General features: G+C 75.4%; 15 protein-coding genes and 1 pseudogene. 8 read left to right on the top strand and 8 right to left on the bottom strand.

Annotated features, from left to right (window positions below; genetic code table 11):
- Positions 1-18 precede the first annotated feature (18 nt).
- The gene (locus tag ACQEVS_RS27140) at positions 19-1,101 is read left to right on the top strand and encodes a glycosyltransferase (protein ID WP_433024429.1); all 1,083 of its coding nucleotides are present in this window, start codon (positions 19-21) and stop codon (positions 1,099-1,101) included.
- Here ACQEVS_RS27140 and ACQEVS_RS27135 read toward each other — a convergent pair.
- Positions 1,066-2,718, bottom strand: a complete 1,653-nt coding sequence (locus ACQEVS_RS27135; RefSeq protein WP_433024427.1) for a CocE/NonD family hydrolase — start codon at positions 2,716-2,718, stop codon at positions 1,066-1,068. The genes ACQEVS_RS27140 and ACQEVS_RS27135 overlap by 36 nt on opposite strands.
- A 19-nt stretch (positions 2,719-2,737) precedes the next feature.
- On the opposite strand from ACQEVS_RS27135, the gene ACQEVS_RS27130 reads away from it, so the two are divergent.
- The 5 genes and pseudogenes from ACQEVS_RS27130 to ACQEVS_RS27110 all read left to right on the top strand — a co-directional run bounded on the left by ACQEVS_RS27130 (position 2,738) and on the right by ACQEVS_RS27110 (position 6,845).
- Complete coding sequence (locus ACQEVS_RS27130; protein WP_433024425.1) at positions 2,738-4,252, top strand: AMP-binding protein; 1,515 nt, start codon at positions 2,738-2,740, stop codon at positions 4,250-4,252.
- Positions 4,249-5,229, top strand: a complete 981-nt coding sequence (locus ACQEVS_RS27125; protein ID WP_433024423.1) for a macrolide 2'-phosphotransferase — start codon at positions 4,249-4,251, stop codon at positions 5,227-5,229. The genes ACQEVS_RS27130 and ACQEVS_RS27125 overlap by 4 nt, the downstream gene beginning before the upstream one ends.
- Positions 5,226-5,573: pseudogene (locus ACQEVS_RS27120) on the top strand (alpha/beta fold hydrolase); the annotation flags it as partial. The gene ACQEVS_RS27125 and the pseudogene ACQEVS_RS27120, both read left to right, overlap by 4 nt.
- A gap of 170 nt (positions 5,574-5,743) precedes the next feature.
- On the top strand, positions 5,744-6,064 hold the full coding sequence (locus ACQEVS_RS27115; protein ID WP_433028193.1) for an alpha/beta fold hydrolase: 321 nt from the start codon (positions 5,744-5,746) through the stop codon (positions 6,062-6,064).
- Positions 6,054-6,845, top strand: a complete 792-nt coding sequence (locus ACQEVS_RS27110; RefSeq protein WP_433027939.1) for a nucleoside 2-deoxyribosyltransferase domain-containing protein — start codon at positions 6,054-6,056, stop codon at positions 6,843-6,845. Before ACQEVS_RS27115 ends, ACQEVS_RS27110 begins: the two co-directional genes overlap by 11 nt.
- On the opposite strand, the gene ACQEVS_RS27105 is transcribed toward ACQEVS_RS27110, so the two are convergent.
- Both ACQEVS_RS27105 and galE read right to left on the bottom strand, forming a co-directional pair.
- Positions 6,821-7,414, bottom strand: a complete 594-nt coding sequence (locus tag ACQEVS_RS27105; protein ID WP_433024421.1) for a GNAT family N-acetyltransferase — start codon at positions 7,412-7,414, stop codon at positions 6,821-6,823. The genes ACQEVS_RS27110 and ACQEVS_RS27105 overlap by 25 nt on opposite strands.
- A gap of 78 nt (positions 7,415-7,492) precedes the next feature.
- The gene (gene galE / locus ACQEVS_RS27100; protein ID WP_433024419.1) at positions 7,493-8,488 is read right to left on the bottom strand and encodes a UDP-glucose 4-epimerase GalE; all 996 of its coding nucleotides are present in this window, start codon (positions 8,486-8,488) and stop codon (positions 7,493-7,495) included.
- Between the two features lie 458 nt (positions 8,489-8,946).
- On the opposite strand from galE, the gene ACQEVS_RS27095 reads away from it, so the two are divergent.
- The gene (locus ACQEVS_RS27095; RefSeq protein ID WP_433024417.1) at positions 8,947-9,780 is read left to right on the top strand and encodes a hypothetical protein; all 834 of its coding nucleotides are present in this window, start codon (positions 8,947-8,949) and stop codon (positions 9,778-9,780) included.
- A 108-nt stretch (positions 9,781-9,888) separates the two neighbouring features.
- The gene (locus tag ACQEVS_RS27090; RefSeq protein WP_433024415.1) at positions 9,889-12,492 is read left to right on the top strand and encodes an NACHT domain-containing protein; all 2,604 of its coding nucleotides are present in this window, start codon (positions 9,889-9,891) and stop codon (positions 12,490-12,492) included.
- A 31-nt stretch (positions 12,493-12,523) separates the two neighbouring features.
- Here the strand turns inward: ACQEVS_RS27090 and ACQEVS_RS27085 are convergent, their stop codons facing one another.
- The 5 genes from ACQEVS_RS27085 to ACQEVS_RS27065 form a co-directional block, all read right to left on the bottom strand.
- The gene (locus ACQEVS_RS27085; RefSeq protein ID WP_433024413.1) at positions 12,524-14,785 is read right to left on the bottom strand and encodes a hypothetical protein; all 2,262 of its coding nucleotides are present in this window, start codon (positions 14,783-14,785) and stop codon (positions 12,524-12,526) included.
- Between the two features lie 202 nt (positions 14,786-14,987).
- On the bottom strand, positions 14,988-16,079 hold the full coding sequence (locus ACQEVS_RS27080; RefSeq protein ID WP_433024411.1) for a TRAFAC clade GTPase domain-containing protein: 1,092 nt from the start codon (positions 16,077-16,079) through the stop codon (positions 14,988-14,990).
- Positions 16,076-18,730 (bottom strand): hypothetical protein, encoded by a 2,655-nt coding sequence (locus ACQEVS_RS27075; protein ID WP_433024409.1) that lies wholly within the window; start codon positions 18,728-18,730, stop codon positions 16,076-16,078. Before ACQEVS_RS27075 ends, ACQEVS_RS27080 begins: the two co-directional genes overlap by 4 nt.
- 64 nt (positions 18,731-18,794) lie before the next feature.
- Positions 18,795-20,342, bottom strand: coding sequence for an Hsp70 family protein (locus ACQEVS_RS27070; RefSeq protein ID WP_433024407.1), 1,548 nt, complete (start codon positions 20,340-20,342; stop codon positions 18,795-18,797).
- Positions 20,343-20,400: 58 nt separating this feature from the next.
- A complete protein-coding gene (locus ACQEVS_RS27065) occupies positions 20,401-20,997 on the bottom strand; it encodes a nucleotide exchange factor GrpE (RefSeq protein WP_433024405.1) in 597 nt (198 codons plus the stop codon).
- Positions 20,998-21,001: the final 4 nt, after the last annotated feature.

Genomic DNA, 21,001 nt, shown 5'->3' with positions numbered 1-21,001 from the left:
CGACACGAGGGAGAACGGATGGCCACCGACCCGGTGGACGAGGCCGCGGTCGACAAGGGCATCGCCCGGACCGCCGTGGTCATCGCGCTGCGCGACGACCTGCGGATCGCGGACTGCATCGACTCGATCGACGAGGACGTCGAGATCGTCCTGGCGCTCAACGGCCCCAGCAAGGCGATCCTGAAGCTGATCGAGGAGCACCCGCGGCCGCTGACCGTCACCGAGATCGAGGACGTCGGCAACCTGGGCGCGGCCTACAACGCGGGGGCCGCCGCCACCGACCGGCAGTACCTGCTGCTGATGGACTCCGACTGCACCTTCGCCCCGGGCGTGGTCCGGGCCATGGTCCGCGCCGTCCTGACCGACCCCGTGGTCAAGGGGCAGGTGGTGTACGGGGAGTCGGAGGGCCTGCTCAGCAGGCTGACCGCCCGGGTACGGGAGTTCGACGAAGGCGACTACATCAGCGCGCTGTCCCCGCCGCTGATCTACAACCGCGCGATCGTCGACCACATCGGCGGTTACCACTTCGACGAGCTCATCCACTGGTGCGAGGACCGGGAGTTCGACTTCCGGCTCCAGTTGGCGGGCATCCCGGTGGTGTACCTGCCGGAGGCCCGGATCTTCCACGACGCCCAGCACGGCTTCGCGAACATGCGCAGCTATTTCCGCTACGGCGTGGGCGAGGGCATCGCCCAGGAGACGGGCGTGTTCACCACCCCGGCGGTGCCGGTGGTCTGGCGGCTGTTCGAGGCGTCCAGGACCCTGGTGCACTGCGCCCGCGACAAGGGCGTGGGCGCGGCGGCCTACTACGCGCTGCTGAAGGCCGCCTTCCACACGGGAACCGTCCACCACCTGCTCAACGACCCGTACCGGGTGCGGGACCGCTACCCGGCCTCGGCCAAGCGGGCCCGGATGGTGCGGTCGATCCCGCAGCACAGCACCCGCCTCACCAGGGCCCAGACGCGGCGGCTGCGCCGGGCGCACTGGGAGGCGGGCCGGCGGATCGAGAAGGTGGCCGACCTGTCCGTCTTCCACGACACGGACGCCGCCGGGCCGGCCGCCGGCTCAGTCGCCGGCCAGGCGCGGCAGCCGCAGGAGTGAGGGGTGCTCGCCGCCGTGGTGGACCGTGTGGTGCGCGACCACCGGGGGGTGGACGTCGAAGCGCGGCGCGTTGCTCGCGGCGATCTCCAGGCGGACCCGGTGGCCGGCGCGGAACACGTGGCCGGTCGCGCCGAGCCGGACGGTGACCTCGGCCGGCTCCCCGGACCCCTCGGCGGCGGGCCCGCCGCCCGCCACGGCGTCCGCCGGCTCCAGCCGGCGGACACCGTCGCACAGCAGCTCCGCCCGGCCGTCCGGCCATACGTCGACGAGCTTGCCGGTCACGTCGGCGCCCGCGGCGTCGGGGGTGACGAACACCGTCAGGGTGACGTCGCCGACCACGGTCAGCGGCTCGGCGAGCGGGGCGCCGGTGAAGCACAGCACGTCGTCGCGCCGTTCCACCTCCCGCTGGTCGAGCGGGCCGCAGTCGCCGCCGGTGAACTGGCCGGGCAGGGCGGTGGCACCGCCCGTGGTGGGCACCGGATCGGCGGGGTCGTGGCGGATCCGGTCGCTGCCGGGGGCCGCCGGGGCGGGGCCGGGCACGAGACGGCGGCCGTCCAGGTGGAGGACGTACTCCTCGGTGCCGGGGACCGGCCAGTCGGCGAAGGCGCGCCATTCGTCGGCGCCGGTGACGAAGAGCCGTACCCGGCCGGGGGCCCCGCCGTCCCGCCGCCCCCGCAGATGGCGGTCGAAGTGGTCCAGGTGCAGGCCGGTGACGTCGAGCCGCTGTTCGTCGGCGGCCAGCCCGTAGCGGCGCCGGGGGAATATCCCGCCGGTGACGCAATGGGACCAGGGGCCGACCACCAAGGACGTCTCCGTGCCGTGCTCCCGGAATCCCCGGTGGTTTTCCAGGGCCCCGGCGAGAAAGATGTCGTACCAGCCCGTCAGATTCAGCACGGGAATCTCCACGGCGGGATACGACTCACGGGGTGCGGCGCGCTTCCAGTACGGGTGGCCGGTGGGGTGTTCACACCATTCCCGGTAATAGGGCGCGAGCCGGTCCAGGAGATCGGCGGCGGCCTCCGGGTCCCGGTACAGCTCGTCGATCCGGTCGACCGCTTCCGCCACCTCGGCGCGTTCGGGCCCGGCGAGCCCCGCCCCGTCGAGCAGGAGGTCGTACAGCACCCAGTAGAGGACGAAGCCCGTCTGGAAGGCGCCGCCCTGGCGGGTCCACCCCTCGTCGAACCCGGATCCGCCCATGTGGGAGGCGACGGCGGCCAGGCCGGGCGGCCGCTCGGCGGCCGCGAGCAGCGCGGCCATGGCCTCGTAGGAGCGGCCGAACATGCCCGCCGAGCCGTCGCACCACGGCTGCGCGACCGCCCAGGCGACGGTGTCCGCGCCGTCCCGCGCCTCGTTCCAGTAGGGGTCGAACGTGCCGTCGGAGCCGAACCGGCCGCGGACGTCCTGCACCAGCAGGGCGTACCCCGAGCGCACCAGCCGCAGGCCGTCGACGGAGGCCCCGCCGGGATTCCCCGATTTCCCGTAAGGCGTCCGCCGGATGAGCACCGGCACCGCTCCGCCGGTATCCGGGCGATAGAGATCGGCACTCGATAACCGGCCGTCCCGCATGGGTATTTTCAGGTCGTGTTCCACAACGATATGCACCCGCCAATATTCCATCAGAACAAGGAACTTCACAATGCAGCCCGCGAAAGTCTCTTATCTGGAACCGTTCTTCGGGACGGCGCGCGACGACCCGTCACGGCCGGCCGTGGTCGACAACGGACTCGTCGTCACCTACGGCACCCTCGCCGCCTGGGCGCTGGCGGTGGCCGGCGCCGTCGCACCGCGCACCGCGGACGCCCAGCCGCCCGTGGGCGTCGTCGTGCACCACTCGGCCCGTGACGTGGCGGCGATCCTGGGGGTGCTGGCGGCCGGACGGGCGTACGTGCCCCTGGAGGCCGACCATCCGGAGGCCCGGCTGGAGACGATCCTGGCGCGGGCCGGCTGCCGGGAGGCCGTGGCGACCGCCGAGACCGGCTGGCAGCCGCCCGTGGAGACGGTGATCCGGCCGCGCTGGGCCACCGGCCCGGCAGCGCCCGCCTCGGCCGCCGCGCCCCCGGCGCCCGGCGGGCGGCCCGAGGACCCCGCGTACATGCTGTTCACCTCGGGCTCCACCGGCGAGCCCAAGGGGGTCGTGGTCCCGCACCGGGCGCTGGACGCCGTCGTGCCGCGGCTGCGCGCCCTGTACGGCACCGGCCCGGACGAGTACGTCCTGCACTTCCACGGCGCCGGCGGCGACACCAGCCTGGAGGAGATCCTCCCGGCCCTGACCGGTGGCGCCACGCTCGTCGTCGACGACGCGGCGCGGGAGGGGTTCGCGCGGGTGGCGGAGGACCAGCAGGTCTCCGTCGCGGTGCTGCCGACCGGGTTCTGGAACGACCTCACGGGGGACCTGCTGCACCAGGGCGCCCGGCTCCCGGAGTCGCTGCGCACCGTGGTCATCGGCGGAGAGGCGGTCCGCGCCGACATGCTGGAGCGCTGGCGGCTGCTGGGCCGCGACGGCGTCCGGCTGCTCAACACCTACGGTTCCACGGAGACGGCGCTGGTCACCCATGCGATCCAACTGGCCGGGCCGGGCGCGCCCGCACTGCCGGAGACGGGCGGGGACCTGCCCATCGGGCTCCCGCTGCCACACGTCGGGCAGTGGCTCGACGAGGCGGGCGAGCTGCACGTCTCCGGGCCGGGGCTGGCGCTCGGCTACCACGACGACCCCGAGGCGACGGCGGCCCGTTTCACGGAACGGGACGGCGTCCGCTGGTACCGCACCGGGGACCTGGTCGGCGAAGCGGACGGCGGCGTTCTGGTGTTCCGGGGCCGCTCGGACCACCAGGTGAAGATCCGGGGCTTCCGGGTGGACCTGCTCGACGTGGAGGCGCTGGCCGGGCGGTGCGACGGGGTGGCGGCGGTCGCGGCCGCGAGGGTGGAGCGGGACGGGACCGGCACGCTGGCCGCGTTCTTCGTGCCGCTGCCGGACCGCACGCCCGGCGAGGTCGCGGCGGGCATCCGCGAGCGTCTGTCCCGAACGGCGCCGCCACACCTGGTGCCGAGCCTGATCCTCCCGGTCGACGCGCTGGAGCGGACCCACACCGGAAAGGTCGACCGGAACGCGACCCGTGACCGTCACCTGGGCCCGGTGGGGGCGGGCCGATGAGCGCGACGGCATCCTCCGAGGACTCCCGGGTCTCCGGGGTCTCCGGGGTCTCCGGGGTCTCCGGGGTCCCGGGAGCCGAGGAGCTGGCGGCGTACGCCTCGCGGGAGCTGGGCGTGACGCTCGACCCGGCGTCCGCGCGGGCCGACGACAGCGGCTGGGACTTCCGGGTCACCCACATCCGGGCCGCCGACGGCACCCCCTGGATCCTGCGGCAGCCGCGCCGGCCCGAGGCCGCGGACCGGCTGGCCGTGGAGGGCGCCGTCCTGGCCGCCGTCCGCGACCGGGTCCCGGTGCCGGTGCCCGACTGGCGACTGCACACCCCCGGGCTGGTCGCCTACCCCCGCCTTCCCGGCGAGGCGGCGGGCAGCGAGGACCCGGACACCCTGGTCTACGGCTGGTCGATGGACCCGCTGGCCCACCCGGACCGCTACCTGGAGCCGCTCGCCCGGTCCCTGGTGGCGGTGCACTCCACCCCGCCGGACCGCACCCGGGAACTGCCGGGCGGGCCGCCGGCGGCCCCGGAGGACGTCCGCGCCCGGATCGCGGACAAGCTGGCCCGGGCCCGTACCGAGCTGGGACTGCCCGCCGCCCGGACGCGGCGCTGGCGGGAGTGGCTGGACGACGACCGGCTGTGGCCGGACCGCCTGGTGCTCGTCCACGGGGACGTGCACCCGGGCCACACCCTGGTGGAGCGCCCGCCGTCCGGCCCGCCGGTCCTGTCGGGCCTGCTGGACTGGGCGAACGCGGACATCGGGGATCCCGCCGCCGACTTCGTCGACATGCTCTACGCCGGAGGGACGGCCGTTCTCGACGGGCTGCTGGACGCCTACCGGGCGGCGGGCGGCGAGGTCCGCGCCGGCCTGCGGGACCACATCCTGGCCCGGGGATCCTTCCTCTGGGTCCACGTGGCGCTGCGCGGCCTGGACACCGGGCGCCCGGCGTGGGTGGAGACGGCGATGAGCAGGATCGCGTCATGAGGGGCCCGGCGGACGGGACGGACCGGGCCTGCGCCGGGCGACCGGCGTACACCGTGCACGGCACCGGCGAGCCGGTGGTGCTGGTCGCGGGCTCGGGCGGCACCGGCCGGATCTGGGAACACCACCAGGTGCCCGCGCTGACCGCGGCGGGCCGGCAGGCGATCACCTTCGACCACGACCCGGCCGGGACCGGTGGTGTCACCGAACTCGCCGCCCACGTGCGGGACCTGGTCACCGCACTGGGCCTGCCGCCCTGCCCGCTGGTCGGTCACTCCCTCGGGGCCCTCGCCGTCCAGGAGCTGCTCCTCACCGATCCGCACCTGGCGAGCGGCGCGGTGCTGGCCGCGACCCGGGGCCGGCCCGACCCGGTCGGCGAGGCGATGGCCCGGGCGGAGGCCGCGTTCGCCGACGCCGGCACCCGGCTGCCGCCGGAGTACGAGGCGTTCGTGCGCCTGACGCAGAACCTCTCCCCCGGACCCTGGCCGACGAGGGCGCGGCGGCGGAATGGCTCGACTTGTTCGAACTGGCCGCGTTCAGCGGTACCTCCGCCGCCCCCCGCCCGCTGCCGCCGGTCCGCCTCCGGCCGGCCGACTACGCCCGGATCACCACACCCGTGCTGGTGGTGGGCTTCGCCGACGACGTGCTGGCACCCGCCCCGCTGGGCCGCGAGGTGGCGGAGGCGATACCCGGCGCACGCTACGAGCAGCTCCCGGACACCGGCCACCTGGGCTTCCTGGAACGGCCCGAAGCGTTCAACTCCGTCCTGCTGGACTTCCTCGCCACCCTCTCCCCGCCCCTCTCCCCGACCGAACCCGGAGCGTCCCGTGTCCGCTGAGTCCCTTGCCACCCCCGAACGCCGGACCGCCGAGGCCGCCGACGGCTCCGGGGTGGCCGGCGTCCATGTCGTGTACGTCGGCCAGGAGCCGCCGGAGGACTGGTCGGCGGCCGTGTACCTGTGCGGCCCGACCCCCACCGACCCGGCGGAGCCCTCGTGGCGCCCCGACGCCGTCGCCGCCCTGCGCGCGGCGTGGACCGGCCCGGGACGGCTGGCGGTGTTCCTGCCCGAGCCGGCCGCCGGCGGCTCCTACCCGGCGTACGCGGACCAGATCGCCTGGGAGGAGGAGACGATGCGCCGTTCCGACGTCATCCTGTTCTGGATCCCCCGGGACATGGCCCGGCTGCCCGGGCTGGTCTCCAACATCAAGTGGGGGGCCTGGTGCGACTCGGGCCGGGCGGTGCTCGGCACGCCGCCGGAGGCCGAACGGATGGCGTACCTGCTGCACTTCGCCGGTGCCCTGGGGGTGCCGGTGGAGCGCACGCTCCCGGGGGCGGCGGACGCGGCCCTGCGCCTGGCCGGACCGGGCTCCCGCCGCACGGGCGGCGAGAGGTCGGTGCCCCTCGTGGTGTGGCGGTCGGCGGCGTTCCGGGAGTGGTACGCCGCCCGCCGGGCGGCCGGCGACCGGCTGCTGGACGCGCGGGTGGAGTGGTACGCGCCGGCCGCGGCCCCCGAGGGGTTCGCGGCCTGGCTGCTGACGGTGACGGTCGCGCCGGGCGACGGCTCCGGCCCCGCCGTCGGCCGTCTGCTGTCGGCTCAGGGGCAGGGCATGCTCATGTAGAGCGCCTGCTCACCGTGGGAAGCGGTGCCGTCGTAGAGGGTGGTGTCCAGTCCGCAGAAGGCGAACCCCATGCGCCGGTAGGCGTGGATCGCCGGGGCGTTGACGTTCGTGACCTCCAGCCAGATGTGCCCGGCACCGCACTCCCGGGCGAACTCCACGGCGTGCCCCATCAGCGCGCGGCCGACGCCCCGGCCACGGTGGCCGGGGCCGATCTCGATGTCCTCGATGGTGAGCCGGCGGTTCCACGGGGAGTAGGAGACGGCGACGAAACCGGCCGGCTCACCACCGGGGCCGACGGCGACGAAGGTGCGGCTGCCGGACGCGTCGCCGTCCTCGCCGTCCTCGTCACCCTCGCCGTCCCGGTCGTTCTCGCCGTCGGGCTCGTCGTCGGGGAAGACCTTGGTCAGCGGCGGGTCCACGGGCACCTCGCGCAGGGTGAACCCGTGCTCGGAAACGGTGACTTCGAAGATGGTGCCGGTGGTGAAGGAGCCGTCGAGATCCTCGATGGCCTGGGTGTCCTCGGGACGGGCGATACGGATTTCGTACGTCGTGTCGTCAGAACTGTTCATGGCACAGAAGTTAAGGCCGTGACGGCCGGGACGGTACGGGTTTCGGCCGGTGGGGGCGCCGGACGGAACACCGGCCGTCTACGGGGCGAGGATCTCGTCGCGGAGGGCCGCCCACCGCAGCGAGTCGCGGATGCCCTCGGCGACCGGGTACCGCGCCTGCCAGCCGAGGAGCCGGCGGGCGCGGTCACTGCGGGTGTAGGCGCCCACCACATCGCCGGGGCGTTCCGGGGCGTCGACGGACGCGATCGGCCGGTCGGTCACGCTGTTGAACGCGTCGAGGAGTTCGCGCACGGTGGTCCCGGTGCCGGTGCCCAGGTTGACGGCCAGGGAGGTCGTGCCGCCGGTCAGCAGGTCGTCGAACGCCTCCAGGGCGGCCAGGTGGGCGGCGGCCAGGTCCCAGACGTGGATGTAGTCCCGGATGCCGGACCCGTCGCGGGTGGCGTACCCGGTACCGGTGACGGGGAACGGGACGCCCTCCTCCTGGGCGAGGATCATCCTGCCCAGGGCATGGCTGGGGCGTCGCAGCTGCAGCCCGGTGCGCATCTTGGGGTCGGCGCCGATGGGGTTGAAGTAGCGCAGGGACAGCACGCGCAGGGGCCGCGTGGCGGCGATGTCGGCGAACATGGCCTCGCACACCGCCTTGGTGCGGGCGTACGGGCTCCGCGGGTCGATGGCGGAGTCCTCGTCGACGGTCAGGTCGTCGTTGGCACGGTAGATGGAGGCGGAGGAGCTGAAGACCAGCCGCTCGCAGCCGTTGCGCAGGAGGTGGGAGACGAAGTCGAGGCTCTTGACGACGTTCGCCCGGTAGTAGCCGACCGGGTCGGCGACCGAGTCGGGCACCACGATCAGGGCCGCGCAGTGGATGACGGCGCCGATGTCCGGGTGCTCCGTGAAGACGCGGTCCACCAGCGGACCGTCCGCGATGTCCCCCTCGTAGAAATCCCGCCCCTCGGTGAACTCGCGCCGCCCCGTCACCAGGCTGTCGAGGATCACGGGACGGATGCCGGCGTCGAGACAGGCGGAGGCGACGGTACTGCCGATGAAACCGGCGCCGCCGGCGACGAGAACCTTCACGGTGAACCCTCCACGGGGAGAACACGAGGTCAACGGTGTGATCACTCAGGGCACTTCACGCAGCCTACCGACACAACCGACACAGTGGATCACCTGGGCGCGCGGATGACGCGCGAGGCCGAGGCGGCGGTCGCGCCCTGGTCGCGGGCGCACGAGCGGCCGGTCCCACATCGCCAGGGAGGCGGCTGAGACGGGTGGGGCCGAAGTGAGGAGCGGCGCCCGCGTCGGGAGACGCGGTGCCGCGGGGTCAGTGGCCGCACCCGCGCCGACGGAGCACGTCGCGGAGTCGTGACCGCGGTGGTGACCGGAGTCGTGACCGCAGTGGTGCCCGCGGAGGGGCCGGCGGGCTTCGCCTGCGGCGTCGCAACCGCCGTCGCAGGGCGCCCCTTTCACCTGCGTCGTACCGCTTCACCCGCGGAACAGCGCCCTCGGAAACACCAGGCGCTATCGTACTGGCCATGCCGTCGGGAGAGCCGTCCGTGGGCGCCGGAAGACGGGCGAAGGCCGTCGCGGTCGTCGCCGCCACAACCGTGGTCGTCACCGCCTGCGTCGCGGGCTCGCTGCTGTTGGGGGGTGGCGGCGACAACGCGGGTGCGGTGGCAAGCACTTCGCACAGCCCGACCGCGCCGGCACCGGCGAGCGCCACCCCCCACGTCGCGGAGACCGAACGTCCCGTCATCCCCGGCTGGAAGGTCGTCGTCAACCCCGACTTCGGCACCGCCTTCGACGTGCCGCCGGACTGGGACGTCAAGCCTCCGTCCGAGGCGTACGGCTTCCAGGACCGCAAGCTCGACCCCGACGACCCGCGCAACTGGAGCAGGTTCATCATCGCCATGAGCGGATACGCCTTGCTCCGGGACGACTGGTGCGTGCCCGACATCGACGAGAACGGGCGCGTGGTCGGCAGCGAGCTGGCGGGGGCCGGCACCAAAGGCGCCCAGGGGGCCGGGGACACCGGCCAAGTCGCCCTGAACGGGGCTCCGAAGTGGGTGTACGGCGGCTACACACAGCCGGACAAGAAGAGCATCGTCTCCGACAGGACGGCCAAGCCCTACACGACCAAGTCCGGTGTTAAGGGCAGCATCGCCTGGGCCCGGTCCAGGAACGCGCCCCGGAGGAACGCGTGTTCCACCGACGGCAAGGCCGTCACCTTCGGCTTCAGGAACTCCGCGGGCGGCTACGTCGCCTGGAGCCTTTACGGCGCCACAGGGGTGCGGGACGAGCTGCCGGACTCGACGATCATGCGGATCCTCGGCACGGTGCGTCTCCACGGCAAGCCGAGGAAACCCTGAGAAGCACCACGTGAGTCTTATCGGTCGCACCGACGGAAAGCACACCAACGGAAGGCGCGACGACGGAAAGCGCGATGGCGGAAAGCGCGACGACGGGGGCGGACGGACATGGTGAGGCGGACGGACTCCGGCGGCGAGCCGGACATCATCAACACCGCGGTCGACTGCACGGCCCAGTACCTGATCCAGATCGGCATCCTCCGGGGCGATCTCAACCTCACCATGCGGGTGGAGCATCCGCCGCCCGACGACGACGCCCCGCTCGCCGCGGCCGAGCGAAGACTGGCCCGCAGCCTCCTGCACCGGTGGCGCGCGGAGGCGGACGCCTGGGACATGACGGACCCCGAGCCCCTGCCCGTCCGCTGGACGCCCAGCCGGCGCGTGGCGTCCGCGGGGGAGCATGTGCCCGCGGGCTCGGGGACCGACACCATCGCCGGGACCTTCCTCCGGCTGCGGCCCCGGCGGCGGCTGGTCGTGCTGGGCACCGCCGGGTCCGGCAAGACCGTGCTCTCCGTCCTGCTCACCCTCGAACTCCTCGCCCGCCGGCTCACCCAGGGCGAGGACGACGTGCCGGTCCCGCTCATGCTGTCGCTGGAGTCCTGGAACACCCGGCAGCAGCCGCTCGCCGAGTGGCTGATCGACCGGCTGCACCGGGACCACCCCGGCCTGCCGCCCGTGGACGGCGTCCACCCGGCCCGCCGGCTCGTCCTCGAACGCCGGGTCCTGCCCGTCCTCGACGGGCTCGACGAGCTGCCCGCACACCGCCGCGCCGAGGTCCTCGACGCGCTCGACGCGGGCCTCGGCGGCGAGGGCGACGCCGTACTGGTCTCCCGCACGGCCGAGTACGCCGCCCTCGACCGGGAGGGCAGGGGGCTGCGGCACGCCACGGTGATCGAGTCGCTGCCGCTGCGCCCCGGCGAGGTGGCGGAGTACCTCCGCAAGGCCCGGCCGCCGGCGCGCGCCGCCGCCTGGGCACCGCTGCTGGCGACCCTCCGGACGGAACCCGCCGCCCCGGCCGCCTGGGCCCTGGGCAGTCCGCTGATGGTGTGGCTGGTGCGCCGCGCGTACGAGAAGGACCCGGAGGGCCCGGGGGAACTGGTGAACCGCGAGCTGTTCCCCACCCGGGACGCCGTCGAGGCGCACCTGCTCGACCGGATCGTGCCCGCCGCCTTCCCGCCGCTGCCCGCGCACCCCGGCCGGCTGCACCCGCCCCGCACCTGGGACGCCGAACGGGCCGGCGCCTGGCTTTCCTACCTGGCGCTCATGCTGAACCGGCGCGGCGAGTCCGAACTGGCGTGGTGGCGGCTGCACATGGCACCCCTGCCCCGGCTGCTCGCCCTGCCCGCGCTGCTGACGGCCGGCATCCTGCTCTCCTTCGCGGTCAGGGCGGCGGTGTCCGGCTCCTCGGACACCTCGATGTCGGACGACTTCCTCAGCACGACCGTGGTGGGAATCGGGGTACTCGCCGCGACGGTCGCCCGCTCGGTGACCGGCTCCTGGTTCGGCCAGCGGCTGACCGAACCACGCCGCAGCGCGAATCCGCTGCTCTTCGTCAGGGCGCTGCGCTCCCTCGACCGGCACGCGCGCGTCGGTCCGCTCGCCCGGCTCGCGGTGCTCTCGGGCGGGCCCGTCCTCGTCGTCCTCCTCCTCGCCCTGTACGCCGTGGTGCGGGACCCCATCCTGGTGTCGCTGTCCGTCGGCGGCGTCCTGCCGGTCCTGCTGATGATCGTGTACGCGGCGCCCGCCGACACCGTGGACGCCGCCACCCCCGACGAACTCCTGCGCGGCGAGCGGAGCGCGCTCGTCACGACGCTGACGCTGGTGGCGCCGCTGATCGGGGTGGGAACCAGTGCGTTCCTCTGGCTCGGTGGCGGGGGCGGCGGCTGGGCGGCGGCCGGTTCCTGGGCGGGCGCCTCGGCCATGCTGGTGCTGCTGAGTCCGTGGAGCCGCTGGGTGCTGGCCAGGTGCTCCCTCGCGGCGGCGCGCCGGGTGCCCTGGTCGCTGATGGCGTTCCTCCGGGACGCGCGCACGGCCGGCCTGCTGCAACTGTCCGGCGGTACTTACCGCTTCCGCAACCGCAGGCTTCAGGAGCACCTGGCGGGGCGGCGCGCCCGGGAACGCGGAACGGCCGCGTCCGGCCCGGGGCCGGTCCCGCTCCCCAAGCTCTCGGACACTCGCGACTTCACGGTGGAGCACACGGCGGACCACTACCGCCTCCGCGGCCGGTCGCGGAGGCTTCCGCTGGCCCACTGGGCCGTGGTCGGCGCGGTCCTGGGCACCTACGCCGTCCGGATGAGCGTGACCGGGCAGTGGCACAAGCCGGTCGTGTGGCTGGGCCTGGCCTTCTGGCCCGTCGCCGGCGTCCTGCTCACCGTCGTCGGATTCCTCATGCCGCCGCGGCCGTTGGAGCTGGAGCTGACCCGGGACGGCGTCACCTCGGTCGCCGGGCGCAGGCGGCGCTCGTACGAGTGGCGGCACGTCGAGGAGATCGCCGTGCGCCGTGCCGTCGTCCGGGGCCGGGACTCCCGCTTCCACGCGCTCCAGGTCCGGCTCCTCGCCGGCGCCCCGCGGCCGCCCCGGCGCTCCCGCCTGGGCGACGGCTGGTACTTCGTCCTGCCGACCGGCCCCTCACCGCACGTGGATCCCGGACTCGCCGCGGCCCTGGCCGACTTCGCCGGGCCCCGGTGGACGTCGCCGTCCGGCGGCGGGTGAAGCCTCCGCGTCCATGGCGTTCCCGGCCTCCTCAGCAGAGCGGCTCGGTCCGCAGGGAGGCCGTGAGGAGGGCCAGGCAACGTGCCGTCACGGTACGGCCGTCCTCGGTGATGTCGACGGCGTACGCGAGGGGCGCGCGGCCCGTGGTCCCGCCCGGGGCCGTGATCCGCCAGCGTGCCTCGTACGCGGCGTGAGCCCGCAGGATCCGGGGCGGGCGTCCGGCCGGGGTGGCGCGCCATCCCGCGGGCAGCAGGGGCGGGCGTACGGTGACGGCGAGGTCGCGTGCGGTCGTGTTCTCCACGACGAGCCCGCCGCCGTCCGCCGGGCGCAGGCGCAGGGCGTCGGAGCTGGACCAGCGGAGGTGGAACTCCCGCAGGCGGAGCCGCTGGGCCTCCTTGCCGCTCTTGTCGAGGACGGGCCCCAGGCCGACGCGGACGGAGTCGACGGCTTCCGGGACCGTGATGTCGTAGCCGTACGTCTTGGACAGGACGGGCCCCGACTTCCTGCTGTGCGCACGTTTCTCGGTGAACGCGACCGTACGGGCGCCGACCTGGCCCTCCACGTCGGCCGGCGGCGCGAACGGCGGGACGCTGTCCGGATCGAAGGCCACCGACACCTCGTCCAGCGGCAGCGGCATCCCGAAGTCCGCCCGCAGCCAGCCGCCCTTCCGCGGGGACCCCTTGATCGACCAGTAGCCCCCGCGGCCCGGCAGCGCCGCGGACGGCGGGTGGCCGGGCGCCGAGTAACTGGCCCTGAGCTTAGGCCAGTCGCGGGTGGCGGACGCGGCGAGGTCGACCTGGTGGACCGAACCGGTCAGCGGGTGGCGCCACTTGTCGTACCTCTGCGGCAGGCCCCCGAGGGAGTCCGGCGGCAGCGCACTCGTCTCCAGGAGGGTCAGGACGAGCGGGACGGCCAGGTATCCGGCCAGGTGGGCGAGGAGGAGGGTGCGGCGGGGGACGCGGTGCCGGGGGAGGCGGAACGCGGTGTTCACCGGCGGGCGCGCGGGCGGCGGTGCCATGCTCACGCCCGTGCCCGCGGTGTCGTCCGTACCGGCCAGCCACCGCACCGTCTCCCCGGGCGCCTCGGCCGGGACGCAGCGGACAGGGATGCCCGTGCCGTCCAGCGCGCGCAGCAGGTGCCCGCCGCCCGCGGCCTCCAGCCGCGCGCGCACGGCGGTGTCGTCGCCCCGTACGGCCGGGCCGTACAGCAGCGCCAGCCGGCGCGGGCGGGAACGCCGGGGCAGCGCGTGGAGGACGTGCAGGACCCGGGTGACGGCGCGCACGGCCTCGCCGTGCACGGCGGGATCGTCCACGACCAGCAGCAGTCCGCGGGCCCGGCGCAGTACGTCCAGCGCGGCCGCCGCCTCCTGACTGCCGTAAGCGTCACCGGACGCGTCACCGGACGGGTCGAACCACAGGACGGGCGTCCCCGCCGTGCGCACGAGCGGCGGTTCGGTGCCCGGCGGGACGCCGAGGCCGGCCAGCGCCTGCCGGTGCACCCCCGCGCGCCGCGCGGCCGGGCCGCCGACGAGCACCACGACGCGCGCCCGTTCGTACCCGCCGGGCAGTGCCTTCCCGCAGTGCGGGCAGCACGCGTCCAGGCGGTGTACGCGCAGCACGGCGGGCAGGCGGGCGCCGCAGCGGCAGCGGTGCCGGAAGACGCCGTACCGGCCCGGCGCCGGCCGCCGGTGCCGGGCGCGGCACTTCGGGCACAGCCTGACCGGGCGGTCGATGGCGCGCCCGCAGTCCGTGTACGGGCACGGCGCCCGTCCCCGGCGCAGCGCGCGCTCCGCCCGCGCGGCCGCCGCCCCCACCGCCCACCACAGGGTCCACAGGGCGCGGCACAGCGCCCACAGCGTCAGCGCGAACAGCGCCGGGAGGATGTTGAGCGCGGTCGCGGCCAGTACGACTCCGACGGCCGTGAGCAGGAAGGCCGGGCGCAGGAAGACCATCAGGCAGCCCGGGCCGCCGGTCCCGCCCTGCCGTGGCCGGCGGAAGGCGTCGCCCAGCCGGTCGGCCAGGAACCGCTCGGCGTCGCCCATCAGCCGTTCGTGCTGTTCGAGCCCGTCCCACCAGGTCGCGCGCAGGTCGCGGGAGGCGGTGCCGGGGAGGTAGGCGGGGACGGCCGGTTCGGCGTGCGGATCGGGCGGGACGGGCGCCGCCCGGCCGAACGTCCGCCACAGGGTGAGCCATTGGGCCCACACCAGCCTGGGGAGGGTGACGCAGACGCCGTGGCCGACGACCAGCACGACGAGGAGGACGATCACCAGGAGCAGCACGACGGGGTTGGTCACGGCTCACCCCCTCCCCCGCCGCCGCGAGGGCCGCGGTGCCTTCCCCGGTTCCCCGGCGCGCGCCCGCCCGGCGTCTCGTGTACCTCCGTCTCCCCCCGCCGCCCCCGCCGGAACGGCTCCGGGGCCGGCGGCAGGGCGCATCCGGCCCGCGGCCGCCGTACGCCGGCAGCCGCGCCGTCCGCGCCGCCGGGTGCCACGCGCGTCACTTCCGTTCCCGGTCGAGGGCGCCGAAGCGGTGCAGCAGCCACATCAGGGGGTCCTCGACGCGGTGCGGGCGGACGACGCCGCCGAGCCCGAGGCCGCCGTCCGGCCGGGGGGCGGTGCCGAGCATGGACACCGCGAACAGCTGGTAGTCGGCGCAGAACCGGGCGGGCCGCGCGTCGAGTTGGTGCTCCTGCCAGCGCCACAGCAGGGCGCGCAGCTCGGCGTGGACGGCGGCCCGGTCGTCGGCGTCGAAGACGGGGCCGGGGCGGCGGGCGCGGTGCAGCGGGGAGTGCTCCGGGAGGTGCGGCCACAGGAGGTCGGCCTTGGTGAGGACGACCGCGACCGGTACGGTCACCTTCCCGCCGCCGGCCAGCCGGCCCAGCACCCGGGCGAGCACCTCGCCCGACCGGCCCGGCACCCCGTCGCCGCCCCTCACCGGTGCCCCGGGCAGGTCCCGCGGGTCGACGAGGACGACGACGGCGTCGGCCGCGGCGAGGTAGCGCAGTTCGGTCTCCATGCGTTCCCGGGAGGCGAAGTGCTCGCCGGCCGTGTCGAGGAAGACCAGCGTCAGCACCCGTTCCCGTTCCCGTCCGAAGCGGCCCCGGCGGACCCGGCCGAGGCGGTGGACGAGGGGCCGGCCGGCGTCGTGCCCGGTGGTCTCGGGGACGGTGTGCCGCTCCTCGTACAGGTGCCGTGCGTACCGTTCGTGGTAGTCGAGGATCGTGGTGTCGTCGCAGGGCAGCAGCGCGGCGTCGAGTTCGGCGCCGAGGTGGTGCAGCAGTTCGTGGAGCAGGACGCCGATGTAGGTGCTCTTGCCGGAGCCGGCCGGTCCGACGAGCGCGACCAGTTTGCCGGGGGTGCGCAGATAGCCTTCCGGCAGCCGCCCGCCGCACGCGGTGCAGCGGAGCCGGGTGGTGGTGCGGCGGCAGGTGCCGCACACCGCGGAGCCGGCCCGGGGATCGGCGGACGCCAGGGCACGGTCGTCGGGGCAGGCGGGGCGGCTCGCGCAGACGTAGGCGATCCGCTCGCGCGTGAGGGGCCGGAAGCAGTGCGGGCACACCCGGGTGCGGCGCCGCCACGGTGTTCTCACCCCCGCTCCCTCCGGGTGACGTCGAGGGTGTGCTGCGGCGGGTCGCGCAGCACGAGTGCCGCGCCGACGGCGAAGCAGCGCAGCCGGCCGCCCGGGCCGCGGGCGAGGCGCGCCGACAGCCGTACGTCCTTCCCGGGGCCGAGCGTCACGTCGGCGGCTTCCGCGAGGACGTGCCCGTCGGCGGGGTCCAGCGGCCAGACCGGGCCGTACGACCGCACCAGCAGCAGGCGTTCGGCGCGTACGGTGGCGCGGGCGGTGAACACGGCGGTGACCGTGCGGCGTCCGGGCAGGCCGTGCCGCTCCAGCCGGTAGCCGGCCTCGGTGCGCGGCGGCAGGACCGCCGTGCTCGGCCGGCCGTACACGGGCCGTCCGCCGAGCCGGGCGACCGCCCGCACCTCGACCTCCACCCCGGCGCCGTCCGCGACCGGCAGCCGTACGCCCGCCTCGTCCCGGTAGGCGGCGTGGGTGACCGTACGCCGTCGTCCCGCCGCCTCGCCGGGGGTCCGCCAGGCGATCTCGGCCTCGTCGCCGCCGTCGGGCGGCCAGTCGAAGAGGACGAGCACGTCCGCGCCGCCGTGCCGGAAGAGCGTGGGGGTGCCGAGCGCGGGCCCGCCGGTGGCGGCGTGGGCGCCGACGACGGCGTGGTCGCCGGCGACCGTCACGGCGACGACCGTGGTCGGCCGGTCCGGGGGCGCGAACGACAGTCCCCCGGGCGCCGGTCGGGCCGCGATCGGCCGGCCGGAGAGACCGGCCGCGCGCAGCCGGGTGCCGGCCGGCCACGGGGGCACGTCGTCGAGGCCGTACAGCCGTACCTCCCCGCCGGCCGGCGGGTCGAGGCGCGCGAGGAGCCGGCCGTCGGGGTGGCCGTCCAGCGGGCGGATGTCCAGGCCGGTGACGGGTTCGGGCGGCGGGAGCGGGGTGGCGGTGAGCCGGACGCCCGGGGTGCGCACGGTCGTTCCGTGGTCGGTGCGGTAGACGGCGCTCACGCGGTAGCCGTATGCCGTGCCGTTGGTGAGGCCGGCGTCCGTGAAGCCGTCGCGGCGGGTGGTGACGCGCACGTCCTCGCCGTCGGGCGGGGTGCGGACGACCTCGACGGACCGGGCGGGGTCCGGGCACGTCCAGGCGGCGGTGACCCGGCCGTCCCCGGGCTCCACCCGGACGTCGGCGACCTCCGGCCGGTGCACGACGGGTCCGTGCACCGCGAGCGGTGAGAACCCGCTCGCCGGTTCGGCGGCCCGGCGGACGGCGACCGCGTAGTACAGCGGGACGCAGGCCGGGGGCGCGCCGTCCACGCACGAGGGGGCGCGCGGCGACGGCAGCGGCAGCACCGTGCCGTCGGCCGCGTCGCGTGGCGCGCGCCGCTCGGTGCGCAGCAGGACGTACTCGGGCTCGCCGGCCGTGGACGGCGAGGGCCGCCACCGGAGCGCGACGCCCGCGCCGTCCGGGGTCGCGGTGAGGCCCGACACCGGCCGGACCGCGAGGCCGCGGCGCACGGCGTCGGTCCCGGGCAGGTCGGATACGGCGGCCTCGGCCTGTTCCAGCAGGTCCCAGGCCCGGTCCGCGTCCTCCGGCGGCAGCCGGCGCGCCTGGTCGAGGACCGCGCGGGCGTCGGCGAGCCTCCCGCGCACGTGCTCGGCCAGGGCGCGGACGTCCTCGGGGAGCGCGCCCGGCGGCAGCCGGTCCGCCACGGCCGCCGCCTCGGCGAGCCGCCCGTCGGCGGCCAGGCGGCGCAGCCGCTCCGCCACCGGGTCCCCGGCCGGCTCGTGCAGCACCGCGAACACCAGGCGCCGCGCGTCGTCCTCGGCGACGGACAACTCCCCCACCGCGTGGGCGAGGAGGGTGGCCGGGGCCGCGCGGGCGGCGCGGCGCGTCCGCAGCGGCACCGCCAGTTCGTGGAGCAGGACCCGGGCGAGCCCTTCCGGGCCCTGTTCGGCCAGCACGCCGCGGACGGCGGCGATCACGGCCTGGGCCGCCGTGTGCGCGGCGCCGTGCGGCAGCCGGCCCCAGCGGCGGGCCGCCGCCTCGACGGCCGGCGGGCCGGCCGGGGGTGCGCCGAAGACGCGTACGGGCCGGTCGGTCCGGCCGCCCGGGGTGCCCGTCGCGAGGAAGTCGGCGAGGTGGCGCAGCCCCAGCACCTCCAGGTGGCCGGGGCAGCGCGCGTACGCGGGGTGCGGCACCGAGCGCGGCAGCGCGTCCGGCTCGGCGGTGCGCAGCCCGAGGGCGGCCAGGGACGCCCGTACCTCGTCCTCGTGCACCCGGTGGGCGGCGGCGAGGTGCGCGACCGTGCTCTCCGCGAGCAGGCCGAGCCCGCCCGCGGCCTCCTCCAAGGCGGCGCGCAGCCGGGCCCGTTCGGACGCGGCGCGCCGGCCGTGCTCCCGGAGGGCGGCCTTCAGCGGTTCGGGGTCCCCGGCGGCGGCCGCGTCGAAGAGCGGCCGGTGGGCCAGGTAGCCGGCCTCCAACTGCTCGATCACCGGGCGGTAGCGGAGCCGGGCCCGGCTCCTGCGCCAGCAGGCGCGGACCGCCGCGACCGCCTCGGCGACCGCGTCCGCACCCAGGTCATCCGGCAGTTGGTACCGCGCGCGGAGATCCTCGGTCACGGGCGGCCCGGCGTCGAGCACCTCGCGCCGGTAGCGTGCCTCGTCGAAACCCACGAGCGTGCTCCCCCGATCCCGTCCCCGTCCCCGTCCGCTCCCGCGCCCGCGCCCGCGCCCGCGCTCAGCCGATCCGCTGGCGGCTCATCGCGACCCGCGCCTCGTCGACCGCCTCCTGCGACAGCCCCCCGATCTGCACGGAGATCTCGATCCGCTCGCCGGTCTCCCGCTCGGTGGCGACGACGTTGAGCAGGCCGGAGGCGTCGAGGGTGAAGACGCACTGGAAGGGCCAGCGCTTCGGTTTGCCCGGCGGGATCCGCAACGTCCCTTCCGCGACGGCGGTGTTGTGCGCCGGTTCGTCCGACTCCACCGCGCCCGCCTGCTCCATCACCTGGATCCGCACCTTCCGCTGGTCGTCGCGGAGGGTGAAGAAGTCGTCGGTCACCGACGCCGGCAGGACGTCGTTGGCGTGCACAAGGTGGGTGACGTACTCGCGGCCGGTGTCGATGTCCGTGACCTTGATGCCGTAGCCGCGCGAGGCGACGGTGGAGATCTCGTAGGGGCGGTGGGCGAGGCCGGTCTCCGCCGTGTCCGCGCCGGACGCCCCTTCCGCCCGGTCGAGGGCGTACAGCGCGGCGCCGCGGGCGACCGCCAGGTCGGGGTTGTGCAGCCTGGGCTCGAAGCCGAACTGGGCGCGCAGGGCGGCGGCGACGGCCGGCATCTTGGTGGCGCCGCCGACGAGCAGCACCTCGTCGAAGGACGCGACGCCGCGCTCGGCGGCCAGTTCGACGGTACGGCGGGTGATGTCGACGGTGCGGTCGAGCAGGTCGCGGGTCAGCTCCTCGACCAGCCCCCGGGTCAGCTCCACCGCCTCGACCCTGCCCTGGTGCATGACGCGGACGGTGTAGCGCTCGCGGAACGACAGCGCCTTCTTCGCCTCCTCGGCGTCCTTGCGGAGCTGCGTCTCGGACTGGGGGTCGGACAGCGGGTCGTCGGCGTCGGGGAAGCGCTCGCGGAACCGGTCCGCCAGGTGCGCCACGACGCGGTCGTCGAAGTCACTGCCGCCCAGCTCCTTCGCGCCGTCCGTGCAGAGCACGGTCAGTTCGCGGCCGCGCAGGGTCAGCACGGTGGTGTCGAAGGTGCCGCCACCCAGGTCGTACACGAGGATCGCCCGGCCCCCGTGCTCCTCGGCGCCTTCCAGGGCCCCGTAGTCGAGGGCGGCCGCGATGGGCTCGGCCACCACGTCCAGGACGCGCAGCCCGGCGATCTCGCCGGCCTTGCGGGTGGCGTCCCGCTCCGCGAGCCCGAAGTAGGCGGGCACGCTGATCACCACGTCGCGGGCGTCCTCGCCGGTGGCCGCCTTCGCGTCCTCGACGAGCTTGCGGAGGATGCGGGCGGAGATCTCCTCGGGGGTGTAGGCGCGGCCGTGGAACTCACGCGGCACCGACTCCCCCATGTCCCGCTTGACGAGCTGGACGACGTGCTCGGGGTCAAGGACGGTGGCGTCCTTGGCGCTCTGTCCGACGACGACGCTGTCGGCGCTCTCGAAGTAGACGACGGACGGCGTGGTGTCCGCGCCCTCGATGTTGCGCAGCACGGCCGGCCTGCCGACGTCGTCGATCCGCGCGACGCAGGAGTAGGTGGTCCCGAGGTCGATGCCGTACACGGCCATAGGGTCTCTCTCCCGCCACCGGGACGCCCGCGTTCGGGGCGGTCCCGTCCGTTGTCCGTCAGTTGTCCTGGTACGCCGTCGTGTCCCCCGTGCCCTCCGGGGAAGAAGGGGACGCCGGGGTGGAAGTGGTCACCGCAGTGGTCGCCGGGGAAGAAGCGTTCGGCGTGGCGTCCGGTTCCCACCGGCACACCACGACGTCGGCTTTCCGCACGACCCGCTCCCCTTGGACGAACCCGGCCGTCACGACCCGCGCCACCGTCCGTTCCGCCTCGGGTGACTCGGCGGCCACGCGGCCCACCGGGCGCTGCAGCGCCCGGTCGAAGGCCTCCCCGCGCCGGGGGACGTACCGTTCGACGCCGGTCCTGGCCACGGTGTCCGCGGCCTCGTCGGCCAGCGCGGTCAGCAGGGCCCGCAGCTCGTCGACGCCGAGGGGGCCGTCGACGTGCTCGGCCTGGCGGAGGATCTGGTCGTGGAGCCGGATGAGGGAGTGGCGCACGAGGTCGAGTGCCGTCTCCATCTCGCCCTGCCGCAGCCGCTCGACCTCGTCGTGCAGCCTGGTCACGATGGCCTCACGGCGCTCGGCGAGCCGCTGCTGGCGGGCGAGGGCCTCGGTGAACTCGGCTGCGAGAGAACTGAGTTCGATTTGTTCCGACACGTCG

Origin of the sequence: Streptomyces sp. CA-181903, from assembly GCF_050937075.1 — a bacterium.
Classification (GTDB): Bacteria; Actinomycetota; Actinomycetes; order Streptomycetales; family Streptomycetaceae; genus Streptomyces.
The sequence above is the reverse complement of the archived record's forward strand: the minus strand, read 5'-3'. Positions and strand labels throughout refer to the sequence as shown.

Excerpts from the sequence above, each read along its gene's own strand:
- ACQEVS_RS27130 (WP_433024425.1), top strand. The coding sequence starts at position 2,738 with ATGCAGCCCGCGAAAGTCTCTTATCTGGAACCGTTCTTCGGGACGGCG.
- ACQEVS_RS27125 (WP_433024423.1), top strand. The coding sequence starts at position 4,249 with ATGAGCGCGACGGCATCCTCCGAGGACTCCCGGGTCTCCGGGGTCTCC.
- ACQEVS_RS27095 (WP_433024417.1), top strand. The coding sequence starts at position 8,947 with ATGCCGTCGGGAGAGCCGTCCGTGGGCGCCGGAAGACGGGCGAAGGCC.
- ACQEVS_RS27090 (WP_433024415.1), top strand. The coding sequence starts at position 9,889 with ATGGTGAGGCGGACGGACTCCGGCGGCGAGCCGGACATCATCAACACC.
- ACQEVS_RS27135 (WP_433024427.1), bottom strand. The coding sequence starts at position 2,718 with ATGGAATATTGGCGGGTGCATATCGTTGTGGAACACGACCTGAAAATA.
- ACQEVS_RS27105 (WP_433024421.1), bottom strand. The coding sequence starts at position 7,414 with ATGAACAGTTCTGACGACACGACGTACGAAATCCGTATCGCCCGTCCC.
- ACQEVS_RS27070 (WP_433024407.1), bottom strand. The coding sequence starts at position 20,342 with ATGGCCGTGTACGGCATCGACCTCGGGACCACCTACTCCTGCGTCGCG.
- ACQEVS_RS27140 (WP_433024429.1), top strand. The coding sequence starts at position 19 with ATGGCCACCGACCCGGTGGACGAGGCCGCGGTCGACAAGGGCATCGCC.